This window comes from Arthrobacter echini, assembly GCF_004803505.1.
Taxonomy (GTDB): domain Bacteria; phylum Actinomycetota; class Actinomycetes; order Actinomycetales; family Micrococcaceae; genus Arthrobacter_D; species Arthrobacter_D echini.
Genome location: NZ_SSWH01000006.1, coordinates 140856 through 155951, shown reverse-complemented (window position 1 = coordinate 155951; position 15096 = coordinate 140856). Strand labels below are relative to the sequence as shown.

Annotated in this window: 14 protein-coding genes; 7 read left to right on the top strand and 7 right to left on the bottom strand. The window is 67.0% G+C overall.

The window, feature by feature from the left end; genetic code table 11:
* Positions 1-43 precede the first annotated feature (43 nt).
* From E8P82_RS08740 to E8P82_RS08730, 3 genes are all read right to left on the bottom strand, one after another.
* Positions 44-520, bottom strand: coding sequence for an HIT family protein (locus E8P82_RS08740; RefSeq protein ID WP_136454106.1), 477 nt, complete (start codon positions 518-520; stop codon positions 44-46).
* Entirely contained in the window at positions 520-945 is a 426-nt protein-coding gene (locus tag E8P82_RS08735; protein ID WP_136454105.1) for a hypothetical protein, read from the bottom strand. Before E8P82_RS08735 ends, E8P82_RS08740 begins: the two co-directional genes overlap by 1 nt.
* Positions 946-1020: 75 nt before the next feature.
* On the bottom strand, positions 1021-1656 hold the full coding sequence (locus tag E8P82_RS08730) for a trimeric intracellular cation channel family protein (protein WP_136454104.1): 636 nt from the start codon (positions 1654-1656) through the stop codon (positions 1021-1023).
* A 124-nt stretch (positions 1657-1780) separates the two neighbouring features.
* On the opposite strand from E8P82_RS08730, the gene E8P82_RS08725 reads away from it, so the two are divergent.
* Positions 1781-2749 (top strand): alpha/beta hydrolase, encoded by a 969-nt coding sequence (locus E8P82_RS08725; RefSeq protein ID WP_136454103.1) that lies wholly within the window; start codon positions 1781-1783, stop codon positions 2747-2749.
* A 31-nt stretch (positions 2750-2780) separates the two neighbouring features.
* On the opposite strand, the gene E8P82_RS08720 is transcribed toward E8P82_RS08725, so the two are convergent.
* On the bottom strand, positions 2781-4250 hold the full coding sequence (locus tag E8P82_RS08720) for a PucR family transcriptional regulator (RefSeq protein ID WP_136454102.1): 1470 nt from the start codon (positions 4248-4250) through the stop codon (positions 2781-2783).
* A gap of 188 nt (positions 4251-4438) precedes the next feature.
* On the opposite strand from E8P82_RS08720, the gene gabT reads away from it, so the two are divergent.
* Entirely contained in the window at positions 4439-5824 is a 1386-nt protein-coding gene (gene gabT, locus E8P82_RS08715) for a 4-aminobutyrate--2-oxoglutarate transaminase (RefSeq protein ID WP_136454101.1), read from the top strand.
* A gap of 112 nt (positions 5825-5936) precedes the next feature.
* Here the strand turns inward: gabT and E8P82_RS08710 are convergent, their stop codons facing one another.
* Complete coding sequence (locus E8P82_RS08710) at positions 5937-6464, bottom strand: GNAT family N-acetyltransferase (protein WP_168796529.1); 528 nt, start codon at positions 6462-6464, stop codon at positions 5937-5939.
* 123 nt (positions 6465-6587) lie between these two features.
* The gene (locus E8P82_RS08705) at positions 6588-7325 is read right to left on the bottom strand and encodes a TetR/AcrR family transcriptional regulator (protein WP_136454099.1); all 738 of its coding nucleotides are present in this window, start codon (positions 7323-7325) and stop codon (positions 6588-6590) included.
* A gap of 131 nt (positions 7326-7456) precedes the next feature.
* Between E8P82_RS08705 and E8P82_RS08700 the strand changes: the two genes are divergently transcribed.
* The 4 genes from E8P82_RS08700 (at position 7457) to E8P82_RS08685 (ending at position 12246) form a co-directional block, all read left to right on the top strand.
* Entirely contained in the window at positions 7457-8869 is a 1413-nt protein-coding gene (locus E8P82_RS08700; RefSeq protein ID WP_136454098.1) for a flavin monoamine oxidase family protein, read from the top strand.
* Between the two features lie 2 nt (positions 8870-8871).
* Positions 8872-9765, top strand: coding sequence for a universal stress protein (locus tag E8P82_RS08695; protein ID WP_136454097.1), 894 nt, complete (start codon positions 8872-8874; stop codon positions 9763-9765).
* Positions 9762-11282 carry an APC family permease gene (locus E8P82_RS08690; protein WP_136454096.1) on the top strand — a complete coding sequence of 507 codons (1521 nt, stop codon included), beginning with the start codon at positions 9762-9764 and terminating at the stop codon, positions 11280-11282. The genes E8P82_RS08695 and E8P82_RS08690 overlap by 4 nt, the downstream gene beginning before the upstream one ends.
* A 121-nt stretch (positions 11283-11403) precedes the next feature.
* Positions 11404-12246, top strand: a complete 843-nt coding sequence (locus E8P82_RS08685; protein ID WP_136454095.1) for a universal stress protein — start codon at positions 11404-11406, stop codon at positions 12244-12246.
* A gap of 30 nt (positions 12247-12276) precedes the next feature.
* Here E8P82_RS08685 and rarD read toward each other — a convergent pair whose 3' ends face one another.
* Positions 12277-13236, bottom strand: a complete 960-nt coding sequence (rarD, locus tag E8P82_RS08680; RefSeq protein ID WP_246021139.1) for an EamA family transporter RarD — start codon at positions 13234-13236, stop codon at positions 12277-12279.
* A 185-nt stretch (positions 13237-13421) separates the two neighbouring features.
* On the opposite strand from rarD, the gene E8P82_RS08675 reads away from it, so the two are divergent.
* Positions 13422-14843, top strand: a complete 1422-nt coding sequence (locus E8P82_RS08675; RefSeq protein ID WP_136454093.1) for an FAD-dependent oxidoreductase — start codon at positions 13422-13424, stop codon at positions 14841-14843.
* The last annotated feature ends 253 nt before the right edge of the window (positions 14844-15096 follow it).

The following is a 15096-nucleotide window of genomic DNA, read 5'->3' as shown; positions in this document are numbered from 1 at the left end:
CCGCCGGCGCCCGGAATCCAGCCGGTCGTCCGCGACCGACGGGTCACTGTGGTGGCAGGAAGGACCTGAGTTCGTCGGCCTTGCGCGCCCGGATGGCCGGGTCGACGATGGGCCGCTTCGGGGTGAAGTAGAAGCCGTCGTTCTCCCAGCGGGGCAGTACATGCTGGTGGTAGTGCCAGACGTGCTGGCTTCCCGCGGGCTCGTTGTGCTGGCGGGTGGAGACGCCGTCCGGGCCCCAGGCACGCTTGATCGCGATCGCGGTGTCCCGCGTGAGCGTCATGATCCGGGCCGCGACGTCGTCGGGCAGTTCGTACAGCAGTTCCACGTGCTCGCGGGGCGTGATGAGCACGTGCCCCGGATGCGGTTCGAAACCATGCGAGGCGATGAACGCCAGCGCGAGATCGTCGGAGTAGATGAGGTCTCCGGGGCGGCACAGGTTCTTCGGGTTGCTGAAATCTCCGCGCGCCAGATCACAGAACGGGCACTGGTACCCGACGGGGGCGTGATGGGTGAACTTCATCAGTCCTCCTCCTCCTCATCGAAGACCCACTCGAAGAGGTCCAGGACGTACTCGCTGAAGGTGCCTTCCTCGCTCTGCCACTCGCCGCGGGCATTGTTGCGCCGCCACACGATGGGGTCGGGAACGTCGAGCTGGTCGGCCCTCATGCCCCAGGTGTACTGCTCGTCCTCGTCCTCCAGGAAGAGCAGGAAACCGTCCTCGACCTCGAGCTCGTCAGGGTCCCAGAAGAAGTGGAACGCTTCCATGATGTCCTCGGTGGCGCCCACCGCACGGTAGAACTCCCACAGGGCCAGGGGCAGTTCGAGCTCCTTGCCCTCCAGCAGCTCTGCGAGTTCGAGCTCGGACAGCCCGTCCTCCTCGACCCACTCGTCCTCGAAGTACCGGGGCACGAGGTTGCGGAATTTGTCGAAGAACAGCTCGGTCACAGGTACTCCAGGAGAGGTGGCGGGACCTTCCATCCTATCCGCTGTACCCGGAGCGGGCCGTGCACTCCTTCCCGCCTACGAACGCGCATCGCGGAGCTTCGCCGCCAGCGGTGCATGCCAGCTGTACCGCCAGGCGAGGATGCGCAGGGAGAAGGCCAGCGATGCGGCGATGATCCCCGTGATGATCGTGAAGGTCCCCGTCAGATACAGGACGGTGACCATACTGGCACCGAGCATGGCCGGTAGTGCGTAGATGTCGCGCGGATCGAACAGCTGCGGTATCTCGTTCGCGACGACGTCGCGCAGCAGACCGCCGCCCACCGCCGTGGCGACTCCGAGCAGGACGGCCGACACGGGATTCTGGCCCAGTTCGAGGGCCTTGACGGTCCCGGTGATGCAGAACAGCGCCAGGCCGGCCGCATCGAAGAGCACCAGGACCTGTCGTACTCTCTCGACGCCGGAGAACACGAAGTAGACCAGCCCGGTGGCGAGCAGGGGTGGAACGAGGTAGGCAGGGTTGTTGAAGGCCGCCGGCGGAACATCGAGGATGACGTCCCGCAGCACGCCACCACCGAGCGAGGCGAGGGCCGCGAGCAGGAGGGAGCCGACCAGATCGAAGCTCTTGCGCGCCGCCAGCAGCGAGCCGGACACGGCGAAGAAGAGGACACCGAGGAGGTCGGCGGCGAGGGCGATCTGTGACGCGGTATCCATGTCTTCCTTCGGCATGCAGGATGCTGCGGTCGGCGGTGAGCCACCTCGCAGGGCCAGGGCAGTGCGGCCCAGTCCAGCATGACAGAGGCCGTGGCGAGGAAGGATCGCGCACTAGGCTGGGCCGATGACGAATGGTTCCATGCCGGGCCCGCACAGTGATCCACCGAGCGCACAGGACGGCTCCCTGGCGATGCGAGTGGCCTCCTGGCTGATCGGCTTCCTGCCCACGAAGAAGCATCTTGCCAGCCCCGAGTGGGTGAGGGAGACCTACATTGGGCGGACCTATCCGTCGATGGCTGCGATCCCGTGGACCGTCAAGCAGAAGCACACCATCCAGGAGACCAGGATCGACGGCGTGCGCACCATCACGGTCCGGCCGATCCTCGGTGCCACGCGCTCGCACATCATCTACACGCACGGCGGCATCTATCTGAATGAACTGGGGCGCCCGCACTGGTGGATCATCGCGGAACTCACCCGGCGGACCGGGGCGACCGTCACGGTTCCTCTCTATCGGCTCGCCCCCGAGAGCACCTACCGCGAGGCGTTCGGCTACCTGGTGTCCGTCTATCGCGAGGTCCTCCGCGCGACGGGCCCCGAGGAGGTGACCCTGATGGGTGATTCGGCCGGCGGTGGTCTTGCCATCGCCCAGCCGTGGGCGTTCAGTGCTGCCGGGCTGCCCGCTCCCGGCAGGATCGTCGTCTTCTCGCCGTGGCTCGACGTGACGGGAACCAACCCTGGGATCCCGGCGTACGACGCCGTGGATCCCATGCTCTCCGTGGCAGGCGGGGTCCAGGCAGGACTGTGGTGGGCGGGCGGAGAGGATCCGCGGACGCCACTGGTGAGCCCGGCACGTGCACCCGACGAGATGCTGGCGAGGGTGCCCACGACGCGGATCTACCAGGGCACACGCGACATCTGTATGGCGGATGCGACGGTGTTCAGGGATCGCGCCGCAGCAGCGGGTGCGGATGTCACCATGCGGGTCTACCCGGGAGGGTTCCATGTGTTCCCGGCCTTCCCCCGCCTGCCCGAAGCACGTGAGGTGTACTCCGACATCGAGGCCTTCCTCGGCCGCCCGGCCCTGCCCTAGCCGTACCGGTCGGGTCGCTGCCGGCGTCGTCTCAGAGATTCCCCTTCTCCAGGGCCCGGACGCGCAGAGCGAGGTAGAGATGGACCCGGTCCGCGGTCACGGACGGGTCGTACCCGCACAGGGCGATCACCTGCTGGAGCCGGTACCGGACGGTGTTGCGATGCACGTCGAGTTCCGCGGCCACTGCGGCCACGGAACCGTCGAGCTCGAGATAGCGCTGCAGTGTCATCGTGAGGCCGGCGCCGTGGGTGTCGTCGAAGGCCTCCAGCGGGCCCAGGGTCTCAGCGGCGAGATCGGCCAGGGGCACATCGGCGCTGGACATCAGCAGTGAGGTGAGACTGAGCCGGTCGGCACGATTCAGGCTCTGCCCGCGCAGGAGTGCCTCGCGGGCCTCGAAGTAGCTCCAGCGCAGCCCGTTCGGGTGCGTGTAGGCGCCCCCCACACCGATCCGCGAGGTCAGTCCGGCGCCGTCGAGGTAGCCGGTGAGCCGGGCCGGGTCGGGTGTGCCCGACGTCGGCAGGACGAGTACGAGGCGATCGTCGACCATGCCCGAGCGGGCCTCGCTCCATCCGTCCGGCAGGGGGAGCGTGCCCAGGGTCCTGCGGTGGTTCGCGGCCACATCGATGATGAGCACGCTGTGGCGCTGTGTCGCGTCGATGCCCGAGCTCGCGAGTCTGGCCGCGCCGTCGGGGCCGGCAAGCGTGCCGCGCACCACGTCCTCCAGCAATTGGCCGAGCGCTCTCCGCGCACCCTTGCGGTTGCGTGCCTGATTGGTGAGTTCGACGGAGATGAGGCTCTGTGCATAGTCCACGACCCCGGAGTGGGCGTAGGGCTCGCCGATCGCCAGCGTGCACCGGTCCTTCAGCCCCGTGGCGATGGGAACCCGGTGCCACCTGGTTCCGGGAGTGAGCCGATCCCCGACGGCGGTATCACCGGTGGCCGGCAGCTCGCGCGGAGCCGTGCCGGCACCGGCAATCCGTGCGCCGTACTGGAAGAGCGCGACATCGGTGCCGAGCATGCGCGCCAGCCGGTCGAGGAGGGCACCGAGCCCACCGGCACCCAGGAGAGCCGAGGCCAGGACGGCGTGTCCCTCGAGCAGGTCCTCCAGGCCCGCGTAGTGATCGGCGGAGAGCGAATCGGATACCTTCTTGCCGATGGCGATGAACGGGACGTCGTAGGGGACCCTGAAGACCGGCAGGCCCACGGCGTCGGCCTCCGCGAGCAGGGCAGGCGGAGTCCGCTCGTGCGCGAAGCCGATGCCGAACCCGATGGCGAGGGCGCCCGCGGCGTGGGTCGAACGGACGAACGAGCGCTGGGTGGAGACCGTGCGCAGGCGGACCCCCGTGGTCAGGACCACCTCGGCGCCGGTGAGGAAGGGGCGTGGGTCCTCGAGTTCCGTCACGGCGACCCACTGGACGGGAAGCATCGATGCCGGGGAGCGGCCCTCGGGGACCAGTGCGAGGACCGGGTCGGAGAGGAGATCCAGAAGCGTGAGGGCCATGACACCAGCGTAGGAGAGGCTTGTGCTCCTGCACCACCAGTACAATCCGTTCCTGTGCACGTAGCTGTGGCGACGGGTCTGCTGCCCAGCTACGGTGACCTCAGGAATGGCACCGCTCGCCTGCACCCGCAGCGGTCACAGGGTCGGCGTGCAGGCTACCCGATACCTTCACGAGGAAAGGAACTCGCATGACCACCTACGCAACCACCCCGGAGGCCACCACGTCGGGTCACAGACTCGAGCAGAAGCGCAGCATCATCGGCGACTTCCCCGGCCCGAAGTCCGTCGCTCTGGCGGCACGCCGGGCGCAGTCGGTCGCCAAGGGCGCCGTCTCGGGCGTTCCCGTCTACGCCGCGGACGCCGACGGCGGCATCGTCAGGGATGTCGACGGCAACTCGTTCATCGACCTCGGTGCCGGTATCGCCGTGACCAGCGTGGGCGCCTCGGATCCGGCGGTCGTCGACGCCGTCAGGGAGCAGGTGGAGCATTTCACGCACACCTGCTTCATGGTGACGCCCTACGAGGGGTACATCGCTGTCGCCGAGCAGCTGGCCGAACTGACACCGGGAGACTTCGACAAGCGGACCGTCCTGTTCAACTCGGGAGCCGAAGCCGTGGAGAACGCGGTGAAGGTGGCACGCCTGGCCACCGGGCGCAACGCCGTCGTCGCCTTCGATCACGCCTATCACGGGCGCACCAACCTCACCATGGCGCTCACCGCCAAGTCCATGCCGTACAAGACGAACTTCGGCCCGTTCGCTCCCGAGATCTACCGGGTACCCATGAGCTACCCCTTCCGCGAGGAGAATCCGGACATCACGGGTGCCGAAGCGGCGCAGCGCGCCATCACGATGATCGAGAAGCAGATCGGGGCCGAGACGGTGGCCGCGATCATCATCGAACCGATGCAGGGGGAGGGCGGGTTCATCGTGCCGGCGCCCGGTTTCCTCCCGGCCCTCGCCGCATGGGCGAAGACCAACGGCGTGGTGTTCATCGCCGACGAGGTGCAGTCCGGGTTCTGCCGCACCGGTGAGTGGTTCGCGGTGGACCATGAGGGCGTGGTGCCCGACATCATCACGATGGCCAAGGGTATTGCCGGTGGTTTGCCGCTCTCGGCGATCACCGGGCGGGCGGATCTGCTCGACTCGGTCCACGCAGGTGGCCTCGGCGGGACCTACGGAGGTAACCCCGTCGCCTGTGCCGCCGCGCTGGGAGCCATCAGGACCATGAAGGACCAGGATCTCGTGGGCCGGGCGAGGAACATCGAGGCTCTGGTGACCGCACGACTGTCGGAGCTGCAGGCCGAGCTGGGAGAGCACGGCATCATCGGTGAGGTCCGGGGCCGCGGGGCCATGCTGGCGATCGAACTCGTGCAACCGGGCAGCAAGGCACCCAATGCGGAGGCCACGAAGGCGATCACGGCGGAATGCCTGCGCCAGGGTGTGATCATCCTGACGTGTGGAACGTACGGCAACGTGATCCGCCTGCTGCCGCCACTCGTCATCTCCGACGACCTGCTCACCGACGGGCTCGACGTGCTGGAGAGCGCCATTCGAGCTGCGCAGAACGGCTGAGTGCGGGAAGCCGCCCGCACGAAGACCCCGCAGCCCGGCTGCGGGGTCTTCGTGTTATCCGGCGCGGGTTTCCCGGTGCAGTGCGATCAGCTGCCCTGCTCCCGCTGACCTCTCAACCCAGCGGGATCAGTGCCCGGAACTGAGGGTTCTCGGTCAGGAATACCTGGGCGTGCCTGCAGTAGGGAACAGGTACGAGGCGCCGGCGATGGGCGTTGAGCAGTGCTTCCCGTACCAGGACACCTTCCAGGCCCTGATGCTGGTACTCGGTGGCCACCACGGTCTCGAGCAGGTGGAGACGCCCTGCCCGGAGGTCGTACTTCACGTAGCCGACCAGCACGCCGTCGTGGAAGAGCTCGAACCGTGATGTCACTGAGTTGTCACGGAATTTCTCCCGTACCCTTTCGGCCTCGTCGCGTTTCGCGGCGGGTGACTCCCGCTCGGAGAGGGCCTCGACCACCGCTTCGTAGTGCTCCCGCGTGCCGAAGGGCGCATTGTCGGTGTCGAGAATCCGGTACAGCTGGTTGCTCAGGGCGCGGAGCTCCCGGACCGTTGCGGAGGAGAGATCGTACGGGACCGATGGGGCCGGCTCGCGACGGACCGGTGTATCGCGCGGAACGAGATCCGCCTCATCAGGATTCATCCACGAAGCCGACTTTCCGTCGTCATGGAGCGTGGAGCCGAGAACCGGCGAGCGAGCGCTAGCGGACATTGCAAACCTCACAGCATCGGAAGTGCCCGGCCGCTACTTGACCGTGACCCAATCTTAACATTTCCCCAGAGGGCGGTAAAGCCGGTCGGCGGTGCCCTGATCTGGTGCGCCATGGTCGCCATACCCGGCGAGTTGTTCGCGGAGACCAGCGAGGATGGCCTCGAGCCCTGCGTGGAAGGCGATGTCTGCCGCTCCACCGGCTTCGCCTCCGCCGTCCGAGCCGCGGGCTGACCGGACGGCGGAGGTGAAGAGGGGGAACCGGGGGCCGAGGGCACCCGAGTCGAAGATGTCGTTCGGCGCGGCGACGTCGAGGGCGGACCCGAAGATGAAGGACTCGAGGGCGACGATCGTCGGCACGACCCGGTGCTCGGGCCAGCCCGCGTCGAGGAAACCGCGGGTGACCTCCTCGTACATGAGCAGCGTCTCCGTGGCGTCGGTGACGGGCATGACGGCGATCACCGGGACGAGGGGTCCGTGCTGCGCCAGCACCTCGCGATAGGACCGGGCCCAGCTCCTGACGGCGTCGTCCCACGGTCCCTGCCTGAAGGCGCTGAAGTCGACCATCGTCATGACATGGTCCTGGACCCAGGTGAGTACCTCCCGCTTCGAGGCTGCGTGGTTGTACAGCGCGGAAGGGGCAACCCGGAGGCGGCGGGCCAGGGCGGACATCGTCAGTCCCTCGTATCCCTCGGTCCCGATCAGGTCCACGGCGGCCGCGGTGATGCTCGCTCGCGAGAGAACGCTCCGTGGCGGGCGTCCCGCGCGGCGCGGCGCCTGCGATACTGCGTCCATCGATGGGCCCCCGGTGTCGTGTCGGATCGAGCGGGTCAGCTCTTCCCTCAGGAAGGACCCACGGCTATAGTAGGCGAAAATAATGAACGTCATTCATTTTGTGTCCCGCGTCATGCGGGCGGGAGGATCACATGGAACACATCGAGCGCGACGTCGTCATCATCGGGGCAGGACCGTCCGGCCTGACCGCCGCACGTGAACTCAAGAAGGCCGGACACTCCGTGGCCGTCCTCGAAGCCAGGGACCGCGTGGGTGGGCGCACTCATACGGATGTGGTCGAGGGTGCGGTCCTCGAGGTCGGCGGGCAGTGGGTGTCCCCGGACCAGACCGCGCTCATCGACCTCCTCGACGAACTGGGCCTGGACACTTTCTCCCGCTATCGGGAGGGTGACTCCGTCTACATCGGACCCGACGGCAAGCCCGTGCGCTACACGGGAGAGATGTTCCCGGTCGGCGAGCACACCCGCCAGGAGATGGAGCGGCTCACCGCGCTGCTGGATCGACTCGTCGGCGAGGCAGGCCCCGAGGCTCCCTGGAACCACCCCGATGCTCGCGCGCTCGACACCGTCTCCTTCCACCACTGGCTGCGGCAGCAGTCCGACGACGAGGAAGCATGCAACAACATCGGGCTGTTCATCGCCGGTGGCATGCTCACCAAGCCGGCCCACGCCTTCTCGGCGCTGCAGGCCGTCCTCATGGCGGCGACGGCGGGCTCCTTCTCGAATCTCGTCGACGAGGACTTCATCCTCGACAAGCGCGTGGTCGGTGGAATGCAGTCCGTCTCCGAGCGCATGGCCGCCGACCTCGGTGAGGACGTGATCCTCTCGAGCCCGGTACGCACCCTGCGCTGGAACGGACCGGACGGCGGTGACGGTGGTGATGGTGTCATCGTCGTCTCGGACACGACGACGGTCCGGGCGCGCTATGCGATCGTGGCCGTGCCGCCGAACCTGTACTCACGCATCAGCTACGTACCGCCCCTGCCGCGTCGCCAGCACCAGATGCATCAGCATCAGTCGCTCGGCCTCGTCATCAAGGTCCATGCGGTCTACGCCACCCCGTTCTGGCGCGAGGACGGACTCTCGGGGACCGGCTTCAGCGCGGAGTCGATCGTCCAGGAGATCTACGACAACTCGAACCACGAGGACCCGCGCGGGACCCTCGTGGGATTCGTCTCCGACGAGAAGGCCGATGCGATGTTCGAACTCCCCGCGCACGAGCGGCGCGAGACCATCCTGGCGTCGATCGCAGAATTCCTCGGCCCGCAGGCGCTCGAACCGGAGGTGTACTACGAGTCGGACTGGGCCTCCGAGGAATGGACGCGTGGTGCCTACGCGGCGAGCTACGACCTCGGCGGACTGCACCGCTACGGACGCGACCAGCGCACACCGGTCGGCCCGATCTTCTGGTCGTGCTCCGACATCGCAGCCGAGGGCTACCAGCACGTGGACGGCGCCATCCGGATGGGCAAGCGCACCGCGGCGGCCCTTCACGAGGCGCTGGCCGAGGGTCTGCAGTCCGCCGCACCAGGGAAAGGCAACTGAGCATGCGCTACATCGTCGGCTACACCGCGGACGGGCGCGGGCACGACGCCGTCCGCCTCGCCGTCGCCCTCGCCCGCAGCCAGGACGCGAGCCTCGACCTCGTGCTGGTCACCCCGGAACACTCGCTGTACGCGGGGGCCTATCCTCCCGCCAGGAACTACGACGGCATGCTGTCCGATCAGCTGAAGGAGTGGATGGAGGAGGGCCTGGCCCTCGTACCCGAGGACGTGCCCGCCCGCGGTGTCGTCGTCCGGGCGGACTCGAACGCGGAAGGTCTGATCACCGCGGCCGGTGATCCGGACGTCACCCTGATCGTCATCGGAGCCAGCTCGCGGGGACTGGCGGCGCCCTTCAGCGTCGGCAACGTGGCACGTGGCCTGCTCCACGCGGCGCCCGTGCCCGTGGCGCTCGCGCCCAAGGGCTACAGTCGCACGGATCCGGTGACGCGACTGACCTGCGCCGTCGGACGCCGGGCGGGAGCCGAGGACGTCGTGGCCGTCGCCGTCTCCTCCGCCCGCCGTCGCGGACTGCCGCTCCGCCTGGTGTCCCTCGTGCCGCTCGACGCCGGTCAGTCGGATCCGGACGGAGCCGAGGATGCCGCGAATCGCCGGCTCCGGGAGGCGGCGTCGGCGCTCGCGGACCAGGGGCGCGTCAGCGTGGAGACAGCACACGGCGCCTCCGTCGAGGATGCCATCGACGCCCTGGAGTGGGACGAGGGCGAGATCCTGCTGGTGGGCTCCAGCCGTCTGGCGCAGCACCTGCGCATCTTCCTCGGCTCCACCGCCAACAAGATCCTGCGCACGCTGACCGTTCCCATGGTCGTGGTCCCGCGCACCTACTCCGCCCCTGGGCCGACATCCGGCGAGGGAACCACAGCCAGGGAGGCGAACGCATGAGCATCGAGGAGACGACGCAGACCGAGGGCGGTCTGAGCAGGAAGGGTCTCGCCTCCGGGAAGGTGGGGCTGCTCGGCGCTGTCGTGATCGGGGTGTCCTGCGTGGCGCCGGCGTACACGCTCACCGCTGCCCTCGGGCCGACCGTGGCCGAGGTGGGCGTTCAGCTGCCCGCGATCTTCCTCGTGGGCTTCATCCCCATGCTGCTCGTGGCATTCGGGTACCGGGAGCTCAACAACTCCATGCCGGACTCGGGGACGTCCTTCACCTGGGCCACGCGCGCTTTCGGGCCCTGGGTCGGCTGGATGGGTGGCTGGGGTCTCATCGCCGCGACGATCATCGTGCTCTCGAATCTCGCCGCCGTCGCCGTGGACTTCTTCTATCTCCTGATCTCCCAGGTCCTCGGAGATCCGGAGATCGCGGATCTCACCCTGAATCTCCCGCTCAACATCGCGACGACGCTCGTGTTCATCGCATTGGCCTGCTATGTCTCCTACCGCGGCATGGAGACCACCAAGACCGTCCAGTACGTCCTGGTCACCTTCCAGCTCATCGTGCTCGCGTGGTTCGCCGTAGCAGCCTTCATCCACGTGGCGAACGGCACCGCCTTCGATGCCACGCGCGTCAGCGCCGAGTGGTTCAATCCCTTCGCCGTCGGCTCCTTCTCCGCGTTCGCCGCCGGTGTCTCCCTGTCGATCTTCATCTACTGGGGCTGGGACGTGACCCTCACCATGAACGAGGAGACCACGAATCCCGAGAAGACCCCCGGCCGCGCCGGAGCGCTGACGGTCATCGTCATCGTGGTCATCTACCTCACGGTGGCCCTCGCGACCCTCTCCTACGCAGGCGTGGGCGACGGCGAGCTCGGCACGGGCAATCCGGACAACCAGGCGAGCATCTTCGCAGCGCTGGCGGGCCCGGTGATGGGTCCCTTCGCCATCCTGATGTCCATGGCGGTCCTGAGTTCCTCCGCGGCCTCCCTCCAGTCGACCTTCGTCTCGCCGGCGCGTACCCTCCTGGCCATGGGGCACTACACGGCGCTACCCAGGGGGTACGGCCGGATCAGCCCCCAGTTCAAGTCGCCGAGCGTCGCCACGGTTGCGGCCGCTCTCGCGGCCGCCGGTTTCTACGTCTTCACGCGCCTCGTGTCGGAGAACGCACTCTGGGACACCATCACGGCGCTCGGTCTGATGATCTGCTTCTACTACGGCATCACGGCGCTCGCCTGCGTCTGGTACTTCCGTGCCCAGGCCTTCTCGAGCGTGCGGAACCTGCTCTTCAAGTTCCTGGCACCACTGCTCGGAGGTGTGATCCTCCTCGTCATGTTCTTCAAGACGGCCGTGGATTCCATGGACCCGGCCTACGGTTCCGGCTCCGAGTTGTTCGGCGTGGGGATGGTCTTCATCCTCGGCATCGGCGTGATCCTCCTCGGCGCGGTACTCATGCTGATCTGGGCGCGGATCAACCCCGCCTTCTTCCGGCAGGACGTGCTCACGAAGGGCATGGCGCCGAAGCAGTAGCTCTCCCGCGGGAAGCCCCGGCGGTCGAGGATGCAGCGGAGGGCTGCTGCGTTAGAGTGAAGCGACTCCGCGGCTCGTCGCGTGTCTGCCGCCGCAACTGATCGAGGAAGAGGACGTCCCCGTGCGCTATGTCGTTGGCTATACCGAGAATGATCGCGGGAGGGATGCCCTGGAACTGGCGACCTCCCTGGCCCTCACCCAGGCCGCCGGCATCGACCTGGTGACCGTCCTCGACTGGCCCCAGGACGGCAGTGTCGCTCCGGGCGGCGTCCGCGCGCGGGAGGCTCTGGAGCGTGCGAAGGAGCACGTGCCCGACGGCGTCGAGGTCAGCATCCACGTACGCCTCGCCGATTCCTTCGCCGAGGGGCTGGTCGAGCTCGCTGACGACATCAATGCGGGCCTGATCGTCATCGGGGCCTCGAGCAATGGTTTGTTGCGGCGCTTCACGGTGGGCAGTGTCGCGAACGCGGTGCTGCACAGTTCCCGGGTTCCGGTGGCACTGGCACCCCGCGGCTATCGCCACCGTTCGGCCTTCACCCGCATGACCTGCGCCGTCGGGACCAGGGCCGGCGCCGAGGGGGTACTCGAGGTCTCCGTGGAGTCGGCCACCCGCCGTGGTCTGCCGCTTCGGTTCATCTCCCTCGTTGCCCTCGATGTGCACGAGTCCTCCGATTCCGGGGAGGCGATCAACAAGGCGCACCAGCACGCCGAATCGGTTCTCGAGCGCGCCGCCCGACAACTTCCCGAGAATTACGACGCGTCGGTCACCGTGGCTCACGGCAGAACGATCGAGGAGGCCATCGACGACATCGATTGGGACCCGGGCGAACTCGTGATCGTGGGTTCGAGTCGTCTTGCCCAGAATCGCCAGATCTTCCTCGGCTCCACGGCGAACAAGATGCTGCGTGCCCTGCCGGTCCCCATGGTCGTCGTTCCCCGGGACTGGGTGCGCACGCCCCGCTGAGGTAGGTGTCTACCGTCCCGCCGCGGACGCTCAGGCTGTGGCAACCGGAGCGGATGTCCCGGTCGGCCGCGGTTGCCGCCGCAGCGTCCACACCATGTCGGTGGTCAGGAGGATCAGGCCGACCCAGACGAGACCGAATCCTACCCACCTCTCCAGCGGCATCTGCTCGTGCAGTACCAGCAGGGCAAGCAGGAACTGGAGCACGGGCGCGAGATACTGGAGCAGTCCGATCGTGGTCAGCGGCAGTCGTCGGGCGGCAGCCCCGAAGAAGAGCAGAGGGACAGCCGTGATCACTCCGGATGCGGCCATGATCCAGAAATGGCCAGTGCCCTCGCTCGTCAGGGTCGCGCTACCGGTCGAGGCCAGCCAGACCATCACGGCTGCGGCGATCGGGGTGAGGACAAGGGTTTCGATGCTCAGACTCGAGAGGGCGTTCACCCGGGATCCCACCTTCTTCTTGACGAAGCCGTAGGTTCCGAAGGAGAACGCGAGTACCAGGGCGATCCATGGAACGGACCCATAGCCGACGGCGAGCACGATCACGGCGATCACGCCCATCCCGATGGCGGTCCACTGCAGTGGACGCAGTCTCTCGCGAAGAACCACCACACCCAGCAGCACCGAGACGAGCGGATTGATGAAGTACCCCAGCGAGGCTTCGATGGCCTGGCCCGAGGTGACTCCGTACGTATAGACCAGCCAGTTGACGGCGATGAGCAGCGCAGCGACGGCCAGCGGTGCCAGGAGCCGGGGTGTGCGCAGCACCACCAGCACCGGGCGCCATGCGCTCGTGACGGTGAGCAGGAGGGCACAGAAGAGCAGGGACCACAGCACGCGGTTCGCGACGATCTCCACCGGGCCTGCCGGGGCGAGGATGATGAAATACAGGGGCAGCAGACCCCAGAGACCGTAGGCGCTGACCCCGAATATGATGCCCAGGGAATTCTCGCTCCTCGGCGCGCGCCTGGTCCTCGCCTCTGTTCCACTCACGGAGTGAGTGAGCGCACACCGTCCAGCCTTTATTCCCGTACCCCAGGATTCCCGTACTCGGGGAAGGAGATCCCCGCCACTGTTGTGGTCAGTGCCAAGGGGCAACATTTAGACTGGGGGATTGTGCGCGTGGTCCGCGCACCCAATCCATCGGGATCAGTCTCACCGGGAAGAAGGCTATTTCAGTGACTAGCTCAGCTGCGGGACGACCGCTGCGGGTCGCGATCATCGGTGCCGGTCCGGCAGGAGTGTACGCCGCCGACATCCTGACGAAGTCGAACGAGGTGCAGGGAGGCGACTTCGCCGTCAGCATCGATCTGTTCGACCAGCACCCTGCACCCTATGGGCTCATCCGCTACGGCGTTGCCCCGGATCACCCGCGTATCAAGGGCATCGTCAATGCGCTGCACAAGGTGCTGGACCGGGGAGACATCCGCTTTCTCGGCAACGTGAACTACGGTCGGGACCTCACGCTCACCGACTTCCGGCGCCTCTACGATGCCGTGATCTTCGCGACAGGCGCGATCCGGGACGCGGATCTGCCCATTCCCGGGATCGAGCTCGAAGGGTCCTTCGGAGCGGCCGACTTCGTCTCCTGGTACGACGGCCATCCCGACGTGGACCGTGACTGGCCGCTGGATGCCAGGCAGATCGCGGTGATCGGTAACGGCAATGTCGCCCTCGACACCGCCCGGATCCTCTCGAAGCACGCCGATGACCTCCTCTCGACGGAGATTCCGGACAATGTCTATGCTCGGCTGAAGGCCTCGCCCGTCACGGACGTCCATGTCTTCGGCCGGCGTGGCCCCGCGCAGGTCAAGTTCACGCCACTGGAGCTACGTGAACTGTCCCATTCACGGGACGTCGACATAGTCCTCTACCCCGAGGACTTCGATTTCGACGCGGGCTCGGAACAGCAGATCGCCTCGAACAACCAGACCAAGACGATGGTCAAGACGCTGACCAACTGGCTCGTCGAGGACGAACCGACGGGTGCGTCCCGGCGCCTGCACCTCCATTTCCTGCACTCGCCCATCGAGATCTACGATTCGGTCCAGACGCCGGGCAAGGTTGCCGGAATGCGCTTCGAACGCACCGAACTCACCGGGGACGGCAACGTCCGGGGAACCGGGGAGATTCTGGACTATCCCGTGCAGGCCGTCTACCGGGCTATCGGATACTTCGGCTCCGAACTCCCGGAGGTGGGCTTCGATGCCGATCGCGGCGTGATACCGAACGCGGGCGGCCGAGTGATCGATGAATCCGGGGTTCCGGTGCCGGGTATCTACGCCACCGGCTGGATCAAGCGCGGGCCGGTGGGTCTTATCGGCCACACCAAGGGAGATGCGCTGGAGACCATCGGGTTCCTGCTCGAGGATCGCCTGAATCTGCCATCCGCGGAGGATCCGTCCGAGAGATCCGTCATCGACCTGCTTCAGGAGCGCGGAGTCCAGTACACCACGTGGGACGGCTGGCTGAAACTGGACGCCCACGAGATGAAACTCGGGGCGAACTTCGTCAACACCTCGGGCAATGCCGAGGTGGTACGGGAGCGGGTGAAGCTCGTACCGCGCGAGGACATGGTGGCAATCTCCCGTGACGAGTAGCCCGACTTCCTGACGACGTGCCCGGATGCCGGCGCACAAGCGCAAGGTTCCCTAAATTTTGTCGGCGAATCGCCGTTGACTGTCGTAATCCGGGATGCGAGCGGGCTAACGTAGTGGTCGGTGGCCGATGGGGTCTGCGGGTGATGCTTCCTGCAGAGCAGGATCACCGATCGGTGCATCTCAGAGGGGGATTTCTTGGCGCAGGTCGAACAGCACCCGAGCAGGTCGAGGGTGCCAGGGCGCGGTCTCCGCC